Source organism: Synechococcus sp. 63AY4M2, assembly GCF_002760475.1.
GTDB lineage: Bacteria > Cyanobacteriota > Cyanobacteriia > Thermostichales > Thermostichaceae > Thermostichus.
Window position 1 is genome coordinate 2300639 of the sequence record NZ_AXUX01000001.1, and the last position, 10132, is coordinate 2310770.

The 10132-nt window shown below is 61.3% G+C and carries 11 protein-coding genes and 1 pseudogene; 8 read left to right on the forward strand and 4 right to left on the reverse strand.

What is annotated here, in order from left to right:
* Window positions 1-416, forward strand: a pseudogene (locus SYN63AY4M2_RS14235) (serine/threonine protein kinase); the annotation flags it as partial.
* On the opposite strand, the gene SYN63AY4M2_RS14240 reads toward SYN63AY4M2_RS14235, so the two are convergent.
* Complete coding sequence (locus SYN63AY4M2_RS14240) at window positions 413-1123, reverse strand: hypothetical protein (RefSeq protein WP_099812891.1); 711 nt, start codon at window positions 1121-1123, stop codon at window positions 413-415. The pseudogene SYN63AY4M2_RS14235 and the gene SYN63AY4M2_RS14240 sit on opposite strands and share 4 nt — an antisense overlap.
* A gap of 244 nt (window positions 1124-1367) precedes the next feature.
* On the opposite strand from SYN63AY4M2_RS14240, the gene SYN63AY4M2_RS10240 reads away from it, so the two are divergent.
* Window positions 1368-2123, forward strand: coding sequence for a hypothetical protein (locus SYN63AY4M2_RS10240; protein WP_099887361.1), 756 nt, complete (start codon window positions 1368-1370; stop codon window positions 2121-2123).
* Between the two features lie 95 nt (window positions 2124-2218).
* Window positions 2219-2968 (forward strand): YebC/PmpR family DNA-binding transcriptional regulator, encoded by a 750-nt coding sequence (locus SYN63AY4M2_RS10245; protein WP_099887362.1) that lies wholly within the window; start codon window positions 2219-2221, stop codon window positions 2966-2968.
* Between the two features lie 10 nt (window positions 2969-2978).
* Here SYN63AY4M2_RS10245 and SYN63AY4M2_RS10250 read toward each other — a convergent pair whose 3' ends face one another.
* Window positions 2979-3290 carry a YbjQ family protein gene (locus SYN63AY4M2_RS10250; protein ID WP_099887363.1) on the reverse strand — a complete coding sequence of 104 codons (312 nt, stop codon included), beginning with the start codon at window positions 3288-3290 and terminating at the stop codon, window positions 2979-2981.
* 105 nt (window positions 3291-3395) lie between these two features.
* Here SYN63AY4M2_RS10250 and rbsK point away from each other — a divergent pair, with 105 nt between their 5' ends.
* Complete coding sequence (gene rbsK / locus SYN63AY4M2_RS10255) at window positions 3396-4313, forward strand: ribokinase (protein ID WP_099887364.1); 918 nt, start codon at window positions 3396-3398, stop codon at window positions 4311-4313.
* A 15-nt stretch (window positions 4314-4328) separates the two neighbouring features.
* Here rbsK and SYN63AY4M2_RS10260 read toward each other — a convergent pair whose 3' ends face one another.
* Window positions 4329-5936 (reverse strand): radical SAM protein, encoded by a 1608-nt coding sequence (locus SYN63AY4M2_RS10260; protein WP_011431066.1) that lies wholly within the window; start codon window positions 5934-5936, stop codon window positions 4329-4331.
* Window positions 5937-6058: 122 nt separating this feature from the next.
* Here SYN63AY4M2_RS10260 and SYN63AY4M2_RS10265 point away from each other — a divergent pair, with 122 nt between their 5' ends.
* Window positions 6059-6907, forward strand: a complete 849-nt coding sequence (locus tag SYN63AY4M2_RS10265) for a methyltransferase domain-containing protein (protein ID WP_011431064.1) — start codon at window positions 6059-6061, stop codon at window positions 6905-6907.
* Between the two features lie 80 nt (window positions 6908-6987).
* Here SYN63AY4M2_RS10265 and SYN63AY4M2_RS10270 read toward each other — a convergent pair whose 3' ends face one another.
* Window positions 6988-7608 carry a uracil-DNA glycosylase gene (locus SYN63AY4M2_RS10270; protein ID WP_099813338.1) on the reverse strand — a complete coding sequence of 207 codons (621 nt, stop codon included), beginning with the start codon at window positions 7606-7608 and terminating at the stop codon, window positions 6988-6990.
* Window positions 7609-7898: 290 nt separating this feature from the next.
* Between SYN63AY4M2_RS10270 and SYN63AY4M2_RS10275 the strand changes: the two genes are divergently transcribed.
* From SYN63AY4M2_RS10275 to SYN63AY4M2_RS10285, 3 genes are all read left to right on the forward strand, one after another.
* Window positions 7899-9359, forward strand: a complete 1461-nt coding sequence (locus SYN63AY4M2_RS10275) for a TldD/PmbA family protein (RefSeq protein ID WP_011431062.1) — start codon at window positions 7899-7901, stop codon at window positions 9357-9359.
* Between the two features lie 15 nt (window positions 9360-9374).
* Window positions 9375-9833 (forward strand): hypothetical protein, encoded by a 459-nt coding sequence (locus SYN63AY4M2_RS10280; protein WP_011431061.1) that lies wholly within the window; start codon window positions 9375-9377, stop codon window positions 9831-9833.
* A 54-nt stretch (window positions 9834-9887) separates the two neighbouring features.
* Window positions 9888-10132, forward strand: a 245-nt coding sequence (locus tag SYN63AY4M2_RS10285) for a MerR family DNA-binding transcriptional regulator (RefSeq protein WP_143597444.1), incomplete at its 3' end; no start/stop codon positions are given.

Below are 10132 nucleotides of genomic sequence, written 5' to 3' on the forward strand. Positions count from 1 at the left end.
CGCTCGTCCCCCGTACTCCTACCCCTACCCCCACCCCGATCCCGACGCCCACCTCGACGCCAGCCCCAGCAACACCAACGCCTGCGCCAGAGTTTGCCTTGAGCGGTCAGTGGCTCTATGAGGGAGGATCCTTTGTCTGGCAGGGATCCCTGTGTAAGGTTAATGTTGCAACCGGCATTGAGGAAACCGTCTCCATTCGGCAAGACGGCAACCAGATCACCATTTCCTCACCCAGCTTTTCCGAGCGCGGCGGCCAGCTTATCGGCAACCAACTTTCTGTTAGCGGCAGGATAGGGGGTAGCGGTACCCCAACCATCACGTGGAGCGGCACCGTCAGCGCCGACGGGCGCTCCATTCGCGGCACGGCCACCTGCGGCAGCGCCAGCTTTGCCATTAAGCTCACACGCCAGAGTTAAATACCCACGCCGCCACCTCGGTCACCGCCGCCTCCCGATTCCCTATCCTCCGGTTTCTGCTGGATGGCAGGGGGAGGGGGAGGGGTGGCAAACGTTTCGCTCACCACCTGGAGGGTATATGGCCCTCGTCCAGGGCTGCCCGGCCCAGCGGTTGGGGAAGCATTTTGCGCCCAGTAACTTTGCACCTGGATCAAGTAACAGCGGTCTTGCCGCACCGGGATCGTGAGCTGGGAGGTGGTAAAGTTGCCAGGGGCGGCATCATCGTTAACAAAAAGGATATTCCGATCCAAGTTTCTGCCGGTATCAAAGGCACCGATGACCAACAGCGGATCGAAAGCCGGGCTGGTCAGCCGGATGGTAACTCCGGTAACGTTGGCTGCAGAAGGAAAGTAGAGAAATCCATCTGAGTAAAAGGTGAAGGTGCCGGGCGGCGGTGGAACTTCCCGGGCATTTTGAATCTCGCCGGCGCTATCGTAGTAGAACTCCAAAAGGCTATTCGGCCCCAAGGTTCCGCTGCGGCTATCTCCTGGGCGGCGCAGGCCAATCGCTGCGAAAAACTCTGGGCTAAAGGCTTGCTCGCAAACATTGACCGGAGGCGGCACCGTCCCCCCACCTCCCCCACAGCCTGCCAAGAGTACAGTCGAGGCCAGTAAACCCCAGAAAAATCCCACCTGGGATCCAAAAACCTTCGATGCCGGCAATGGCATAGACACTCCTCTGCCACAGGATCATTAGCTTCTCCAGAATACAGCCACCTCGGCAAGCTGCAGCGAACAGAGCTCAGCCAACGATGCTCTCCTCTTGATTTGGGGTGCTGTCTTTCTGTTGAGCTGCTTCTGGATCCCTAGAGCAGCGATGTCCAGCAAGAGCGACTCCGTTTTCTCTCCGGCTTAGTGCCTCTTCGCCAGATGTTGGGTAGAGTTGGCGGTAGCCATCGCTGCCGTATTGGTTATGAACAGTCCGCTGAGTAGCCCGAATCGGGATCGCGATCCCTTCTTTTCCCAACGCCCTAAGCGGGGCAGCCTGGGCTGGAGCCTCCCCCTTGGAGGGTGGGGACTTGCCTTGTTGTTTGGATCCCTGCTGTTGAGGGCGTGGAGCAGCCAGCCCTTGACCTGGGCACAGGAAGCAGAACAACAGCCAGAGCCAGAAGTCTTCCTGCCGGTGAGGGACATCGATCCGGCGGCGCAGATTCGGGTGCGAAACGAGCTGGTTAAACTCTGCGGAGATTATCGCTGCGAAGGCTATCGCTTTCAGGTGCGAGTTTTGGTCAGGCCTGAGGATACGCTGGAAACTCTGCTGGAGCGGCTGGATGCGGAGATGCTGCGGGAGGTGGACCGGGTGTTTCAAACTCGGCCTGACTTGAACCGTGTCATTGTCGATGGCTACGTCTTTGTGGGCACTCCCTCTTTCGCCAGTCGGGAAGTGCTGCTGCAAACCCTGTTTGTGCCCCGTCACCGCTGGGCGGTGGGCCGCTTTGGGCCGGAGCAGGACGGAATCTTCTATGCCGAGCTGCTGGAACAGGTAAGGCCCTTTTTAACTCGGCCGCAAACCCCAACCCCTCCGCCTGGAGCCGTGTTTGAAGAGCCTGTGCCTCCTCTACCTCCCACGCCAGCTCCCACAGAGACACCAACGCCTACACCTCAAGCAACGCCGGAAGCTCCACCGCCACCGGGGGGCGTGATCGAGCGGCAACCCATTCAGCCCTGACCTACTCCCCTGGGGTTGAGACCTGAGCAGGTGGTGATCTAGGCTTCAGAGTTAGGGGATCCCTCCCCGTGGATTGCTTGACTGGTGTGCACAGCATGGCAGGACACAGCAAATGGGCCAACATTAAGCGGCAAAAAGCCCGCGTAGATGCTAGAAAAGGCAGCCTGTTTACCAAACTTTCCCGAGCCATCATTGTGGCAGCGCGCAGCGGCCTGCCAGACCCGGAAGCCAATTTTCGGCTGCGCTCAGCGGTGGAGAAAGCCAAAGCGGCAGGCATGCCCGCCGAGAACATTGAACGGGCCATCGCTAAGGGATCCGGCAACTGGACCGACGACAGCCCCCTGGAGGAAATTCGCTACGAAGGCTACGGCCCTGGGGGGGTAGCTGTCTTAATCGAGGCCATGACCGATAACCGCAACCGCACGGCTGCCGAGGTGCGGGAGGCCTTCAGCAAAGTTGGCGGCAGCTTGGGGGAAAGCGGCTGCGTCAGCTGGCTGTTCCGGCAAAAAGGGGTGATTAGCCTAGAGGGGGTGACAGATCCCGAAGCTCTGCTGCTAGCGGTAGCCGAAGCAGGAGGGGAGGATCTCAAGGTGGAGGGAACCGGCGCAGAGGTCTATTGCGATTACACCCTGCTGGAGCAGGTGGCCACCTACCTCAAAAAAGAAGGCTACCAGGTGCAAGAGGCGGCCATCCGCTGGATCCCCTCTACGGAGGTGCATGTGGAGGATCCCGAGACGGCCAAGCTGGTGCTGACCCTGATGGAGCGGCTGGACAACTTGGATGATGTGCAAAATGTCTACGCCAATTTCGAGATCGACGAGGCGGTGATGGAGAGCCTGGCCTAAAGGGAAATGGTCAGCGCAGCTTAACGGCGGTGCCGGTGGCGGTAACGAGGATCATTGTCGCGCTCATGTTGGTATGAATGCTAACGCCTAGGATGCCATTTGCTCCCAAACGTTTGGCTCGCTGCTCCAACTCTTCCAAAACCTTTTTCTGGGCATTCTCGAGAACTTCTTCATAGGTTCTTGTGCGTCCCCCGATGATGTTGCGGAGGCTAGCAAGGAAGTCCCGTAGAACATTGGTGCCATAAACTACCTCGGCGGTAACAATGCCCAGGTAGCGCTCAACCTCTCTACCTTGGAGCACGTCTGTGGTGGTCAGCAGCATGGCTTGTTCTCCGCCTCACTCCCTCACCAAGATAGCCGAGGAAGGGGAGCTCTCCAACGAAGTGGCGGGGGCTAGAATTCTAGGCCAACGTTTTTCAGCTAGCCAATGACAGCCCTAGTTCGCGTAGTGGGGAGCTTGAATCTGGACTTGGTGGTGCGGGTGCCCCACCATCCTGGGCCTGGGGAAACGGTGCTGGGATCCGACTACGCCACCTACCCTGGGGGTAAGGGAGCCAACCAAGCGGTGGCAGCGGCACGGGCGGGAGCCCAGGTGGAGATGTGGGGGGCGGTGGGATCCGATGGCTTTGGCCGTTTCCTAAAGGAGAACTTGGATCAAAATGGCGTCGATACCCGCCATCTGCGAGAGCTGGAAGGGCCCAGCGGCATTGCCCTAATTACTGTGGATCGAGCAGGGCAAAACCGGATCGTGGTCAGCCCTGGGGCTAATGGTCGCTACACACCCGCCCATCTGCCCCCCTGGACAGCGGCAGCTCTGGTATTGTTGCAACTGGAAATCCCCTTGGCCACGGTGCAGGCGGTAGCCGAGCAGGCCTTTGCCCAAGGGATCCCTGTCCTCCTCAATCCCGCCCCTGTGGCTCCCCTGCCGGGATCCCTGTTGCGCCAGGTGCGCTACTTGGTGCTCAATGAAAGCGAAGCCGCTGCCCTTGCCCAATCTCCAGTGGAGACGCCAGCGCAAGCCGAAAAAGTGGCCCAAGCCTTGCAACAGCAGGGGATCCCGACAGTGATCATCACCTTGGGGGGAGCAGGCTTGGTCTGGGCCGATGGCGGAGAAAGCGGCTACCTGCCGGCCCACCCTGTGGCGGTAGTGGATACCACCGCTGCCGGCGACAGCTTCTGCGGCGCTTTGGCCGCCTGCCTAGCTGCTGGCAAACCCCTGAGGGAAGCTCTACGGTTTGCCAATGCCGCTGCGGCTTTGTGCGTAACCCGCCCTGGGGCTCAGCCTAGTTTGCCGCGCCGCGCTGAGATCGAGGCGTTTCTGGCCGCTGCAGGCCCCCATCCTTAAGCACAGCTTCCTGCGCTACACGGAAAAGGCCTCTTGGCGGTGCTGCTGCAGCCGCTCCAGGCTGAGAGGGCCTTCGATGTGTTGCCAGGGAAGGGGATCCGCCGGATCCCAGTTGTGGTACACGTAGAAGTCCAGGGGCGGCAGTTGCCCTTTGAGCTCTTTGAAGGCGCGGCGGTAGCTGCCCAGGGAATCGCCCCACTGCCGTGCTAGCTGCAAAACCTGGGCCACCCGCCGATCCCCTCTTGAGATCAAGGCCTGGATGACCGACCAACTGTAGCTTTCCGGGCGGAACTCCACGCCCAGGGGGCGCAGGTGTTTTTGATACCACTGCAGCTTTTTCTCCGCCTGGGGATCCACCCCCTGCCACTGGAAGGGGGTGTGGGCCTTGGGCACAAAGGTGCTGCAGCCCAGGGTGAAGCGCAGGCGGGGAGCCACCTTCTTGAGCTCCTTGAAGAGGGCAACCGTGGCCTCTAGATCGGCCTGGGTTTCCGCCGGGATCCCCACCATGCCGTAGAACTTGATCCCCTTCAGGCCGCCGGCCTGGGCGTGGGCAGCCGCCGCCAGGATCTCTTCGTTGGCCAGCTTTTTGTTGATGACCCGGCGCAGCCGCTCCGAGCCGCTTTCGATGGCCACGGTAATGGACTGGCTGCCGCGGCGGGAAAGCACTTGCGCCAAGCGAGGCGTAACCGTGCCCGTGCGCACCGAGGCCAGGCTAAGGCGCACCTGCTCAAAGCGATCCTGCGCCAGGTACTCCAGCAATTCCTCAAACTGGGGGTGCTGGGTTACCGAAGCCCCCAAAAGGCCAATCCGCTGGGTAACCTGCAGCCCCCGCTCCACCGCCGGGATCAGATGTCCCTCCACATCCGCTGCCCGAAAAGGCAATGTTAGATAGCTGGCCAGGCAAAAGCGGCACATCTCCGGACAACTGCGCACCACCTCCACCATGTAAATGCTCTCCCAGGCCGCCTTGGGGGTAACCACGGTGGACACCGAGAGGGTGTTGCCGCGGAAGGTGTGCTTGCGGATGGAGCTGGGGATCCCGTCCAGCTTGGGGATCACCTTCTCCACTGGGCCGTCGGGCCCGCGGTAGCGCACCTCGTAGAGGCTGGGCACGTAGATCCCCGGCACCTGGGCCAGCGCCTGCAGCTTTTCGGCGCGGGATCCCCGCCGTACCTGCCGATAGGTCTGGATCATCTGCTCCACCAGCCCCTCCCCGTCCCCCAGCAGGATCAAGTCAAAGAACGCAGCAAAGGGCTCAGGGTTGGCCGTCAACACCGGGCCGCCGCCGAAAACCAGGGGGTGCGCTTCTTCCCGCGCCTCGGCCTGGAGGGGGATCCTCTGTCGTTCCAGCAGATCCAGGATGTGGACGTAGTCCAGCTCCCAGGAGAGGGAAAAGCCCAGCAGCTCAGGATCCCGCGGCAGCGGCTCGGCCAGGTCGGTAAACAGGCGGGCGACCGACACATCACGGCGGCTGGCCAGCAGGCTCCAGATGACCTGGTAGCCGAGGCTGGTGATCCCCACCGAGTAGGTGTTGGGGAAAGCGTAGATCAGCCGCACCGCGTCGGGCTCGGGCGTGGCCGGGGTGAAGAGAAGCTGCTCGAGGGCAAAGTCTGAGGTGGCCAAGATCCCAGCGGCAACAAGAGCCTACTTTCCCAGCTTAATCGGGGTTTTGCCAGCCCGCCCCCAGGGCCAGGAAGGACGGCAAGATCGTCCAGAATAAGAGGGATCCCGACCTGCACCTGCCGATGACCTCTCCCCTCAACCAACGCATCCGCCGCTTCTACGATGCTTCCTCTGGCCTTTGGGAGCAGGTGTGGGGAGAGCACATGCACCACGGCTACTACGAGCCGGGCCAGACCGGCAAGGATCGCCGCCAAGCCCAGATCGATCTCATCGACCGAGTCATTCAATGGGGCCAGATCGGGGATCCCAAGCCCCCCCGGCACATCCTCGATCTCGGCTGTGGCATTGGGGGGAGCAGCCTGGAGCTGGCGCGGCGCTTTGGCGCCGAGGTAACAGGCATTACCCTCAGCCCTGTCCAGGCCCAGCGGGCCGAGGAGCGCGCTCAAGCAGCCGGCCTGAGCAACAGGGTGCGCTTTTGGGTGGCCGATGCCCTGGACATGCCCTTTGCCGACAACACCTTCGATCTGGTCTGGGCTCTGGAAAGCGGCGAGCACATGCCGGATAAGCGGCGGTTTCTGGCCGAGTGCTGGCGGGTCTTGCAGCCGGGCGGGCAGATGATGGTGGTTACCTGGTGCCACCGCGAGGGATCCCTGAGCCGCCAGGATGAGCGCCTTTTGCAGCAGATCTACGACGTGTACTGCCTGCCCTATGTCATCAGCTTGTCGGAGTATGAAGCGCTGGCCCACCAGGTGGGGTTCGAGCGGTTGCGCACCGCCGACTGGTCGGAGCGGGTGGCCCCCTTTTGGGACGAGGTGATCGCCTCGGCTCGCGATTGGCGGTGGATCCCGGCTTTGCTGCGCAGCGGCTGGGTCACCGTCCGTGGGGCGCTGGGGCTGGGCCTGATGCGGCGGGCCTATGCCAGCGGCTTGCTGCGCTTCGGCCTGCTGAGCGGCTTCAAGCCTGCAAGTTAGGGATCCCATACCCCCCTCTCCCTTGGGAGAGGGGCTGGGGGTGAGGGTAGCGGCGCTGGCCAAATACCAGGGAAAGTAGCTCAGAAGTCCGGCTGGGGCGGCGTTGCGCCGGCAAGTTCTAGGTACTTTTGCTTCACCGCCTGAATATCCTGCCACATCAGCCACTTGGGGCTGCCGGGGGTGCGGTCGGGGTTGCGCAGCAAATAGGCCGGGTGGAAAATCGGCATACACCAGCGCCCCTGCCACTGGATCCACTCGCCGCGGATCTTGGTGATGCCGCGCTTATCCCCCAAAAGAGAGCGCACCGAAGTGGCCCCCGTCAACAGAATGATCCAGGGATCCACCAGGCGAATCTGCTCCAGCAGATAGGGCCGACAGGCGTCCATCTCCTCCTGGGTGGGCACGCGGTTGTGGGGAGGGCGGCATTTGACCACGTTACAGATGTAGGTATCCTGCTCCGGATCTAGGCCCACCGAGGCCAGGATCTTGTCGAGCAACTGGCCCGACTTGCCCACAAAGGGCAGCCCCTGCAGATCCTCGTTTTCCCCCGGCCCTTCTCCGACGATCACGATCTTGGCCTTGGGGTTGCCGCGGTGCACCACCACGTGGGTACGGTTGGCCGCCAATTCACAGCGCTGGCAGACCCGGCAGTGCTGCTCCAGTTGTTCTAGTTCTCGATAGGTACCGGGGGGAATGGGCACCTGGGCCGAGAGCGGGATCTGATCCCATTGGGGAAGCGTCTCCGCAGCGGGGGCAGGTGGCTCTAGGGGATCGTCAAATAGGCTGGGCTGAAGCTCCGAGGATCTTTTCTTGGCAGCCATTGCAAGGTGAGGGATCCTTGTGCAGCGATCTTCGGCTGCTCCTCTGCCCTTGTCAAGCTTGGAGTCTCTTTCCCCAAAAGGGCAGCCTTTACGTCTTGTTAAACTGAGGGAACAAAAGGTGGCGGCATCTCAGCCTGCCCTTTCCCTCTTTTGAGTGCTCTCGGCCTCCTATGCTGCTTTTGTCCAAAGAACTGCCCAACCTCGACTATCGTCCCACCCTGCAGCGCTTCGACGAAGACTGGCGGGATCCCCTTGCAACTCTCTTAGGCTGGGGGCGGGCTGCTGGCGCCGACCTGGTGGAGATCTTCCTGGAGCGGGTTAACTCCATCAGCTGCCTGGCCGAAGACGACGCCATCACCAGCATCACCCCTCGGCTTGCCACTGGCGCCGGCGTGCGGGTGTTCCGCGGCCTGGCCGACTGCTACGTCAGCACCAACGATCTCTCCTTTGCCGGCCTCAAAGCCGCCCTGGAAAAAGGCCTGCTCTTGATGGGCCTTACCCCCCCAGGCCCTGCCGCCTTGGTCTCCCCTGTCAACTTGGGGATCTTGCAGGACTACGCCGAGCGCCGCCGCAAAGACGGCTGGCTCAAAGAATGCAGCTCCCTTGCCGAGATGGGGGAGATCTTGGGGCGGGCCAACGCAGAGCTCAAGCGGCAAGCTCACCACATCCAGTCCCGCCGCACCAACTACTTCCGCGACTGGCAGGAGATCCTGGTAGCCTGCAGCGACGGCACCTTTGTGCGCGACATCCGCCTTACCCAGTCGGTCAGCTCTACCCTGCTCTGTGCCGACGGGGATCATCGCGCTTCCGTTAGCCAGCGCGCGGGGGGCACCGGGGATCCCGACTTTTTGCGCCGCTGGGATCTTGTGGCCCACAGCCAGGAGCTGGCAGAGGCTGCCGGCCAGATGCTCTATGCCGACTACGTGGAATCGGGCACCTACCCCATTGTGATGTCCAACGCCTTTGGCGGCGTCATCTTCCACGAGGCCTGTGGGCATCTCTTGGAAACCACCCAAATTGAGCGCAAAACCACCCCCTTTGCCGACAAAAAAGGCCAGAAGATTGCCCACAAAAACCTCACCGCCTGGGACGAGGGGCTTTCCGAGGGGGCCTTTGGCAGCTTGGATGTGGACGACGAGGGCATGCCCGTCCAGCGCACTTTGCTCATTGAAAAGGGCATTTTGAAGAACTTCCTGGCCGACCGGGCCGGCTCGATGCGCACCGGCCATCCCCGCACCGGCAGCGGTCGCCGGCAAAACTACACCTTTGCCGCCGCCAGCCGCATGCGCAACACCTACATCGCCCCCGGCGACGCCGAACTGGACGACCTGTTTGCCTCTATCGACAAAGGCATCTACTGCAAGCGCATGGGGGGCGGCAGCGTCGGCCCCACCGGCCAATTTAACTTTGCCGTGGAAGAAGCCTATCTCATCCAAAACGGCAAGATCACCAAGCCCCTCAAGGGAGCCACTTTAATCGGGGAAGCCAAGGATATCCTGACCAAGATCTCCATGTGCTCCAAGGATCTCCGCCTGGCCCCTGGCTTCTGTGGTTCTGTCAGCGGCAGCATCTACGTCACCGTCGGCCAGCCCCACATCAAGGTGGACGCCATCACCGTGGGCGGGCGCTAGGCCCAGGGATCCCCCATGGCTTACGACAACGTCTGCAAGTACCTGGCAGAGCGCTTCCCGGAGCAGTTTGCCCGTTGGCTAGTGGGAGAAGTGGCTGAGCCGGTGCAAATGTTGCCCACAGAACTTTCGGAGGAACCTGTTCGAGCAGATTCTGTTATTTTGCTGGGGCTGCAGCAGGGCATTTTGCACCTGGAATTTCAAACAGATCCAGATCCTGAAATCCCCTTTCGCATGGCCGACTATCGGCTGCGCCTTTACCGGAAATATCCACAGCTACCTGTGCATCAGGTGGTGATTTATCTGCGCAAAACGACCTCGGAGCGAGTTTTCCAAACTTCCTTTCGCCTAGAACGGCTGAGCCACGAGTTTGAGGTCATTCGCCTGTGGGAATGCAACTTGCCAACCAACGTCGATTGGCCAGCCCTGCTGCCTTTTCGGGTCTTAAGCCAGGTGGAGCATGACTCTAGTCAATGATATGCTGGACTATACTGAAAATAATGTACAATATGTTCAGTATGGCTGCTTGGTATGGCTAGGTATGTAAAACCGAGAGAAGCGGCGGATTATTTTGGGGTGTGTCTCCACACCTTGAGGCGATGGGAACAGAAGGGCTGGATCCATGCAGTACGTACACCATCCGGTAGGGCGAGAAGGTATGACCTCGACAGCTACATTGGCCTCCGGCCCGCTGACGCGAACAGAGCACCCAAGAAGGACAAACGAGTCGTTTTGTACGCCCGAGTCAGCAGTCGAGGGCAGAAACCAGACTTGGA

What these genes read in the sequence shown, in the direction of transcription:
- SYN63AY4M2_RS14240 (WP_099812891.1), bottom strand. Translation starts at nt 1,123, where the DNA reads ATGCCATTGCCGGCATCGAAGGTTTTTGGATCCCAGGTGGGATTTTTC.
- SYN63AY4M2_RS10240 (WP_099887361.1), top strand. Translation starts at nt 1,368, where the DNA reads ATGAACAGTCCGCTGAGTAGCCCGAATCGGGATCGCGATCCCTTCTTT.
- SYN63AY4M2_RS10245 (WP_099887362.1), top strand. Translation starts at nt 2,219, where the DNA reads ATGGCAGGACACAGCAAATGGGCCAACATTAAGCGGCAAAAAGCCCGC.
- SYN63AY4M2_RS10250 (WP_099887363.1), bottom strand. Translation starts at nt 3,290, where the DNA reads ATGCTGCTGACCACCACAGACGTGCTCCAAGGTAGAGAGGTTGAGCGC.
- rbsK (WP_099887364.1), top strand. Translation starts at nt 3,396, where the DNA reads ATGACAGCCCTAGTTCGCGTAGTGGGGAGCTTGAATCTGGACTTGGTG.
- SYN63AY4M2_RS10265 (WP_011431064.1), top strand. Translation starts at nt 6,059, where the DNA reads ATGACCTCTCCCCTCAACCAACGCATCCGCCGCTTCTACGATGCTTCC.
- SYN63AY4M2_RS10275 (WP_011431062.1), top strand. Translation starts at nt 7,899, where the DNA reads ATGCTGCTTTTGTCCAAAGAACTGCCCAACCTCGACTATCGTCCCACC.
- SYN63AY4M2_RS10280 (WP_011431061.1), top strand. Translation starts at nt 9,375, where the DNA reads ATGGCTTACGACAACGTCTGCAAGTACCTGGCAGAGCGCTTCCCGGAG.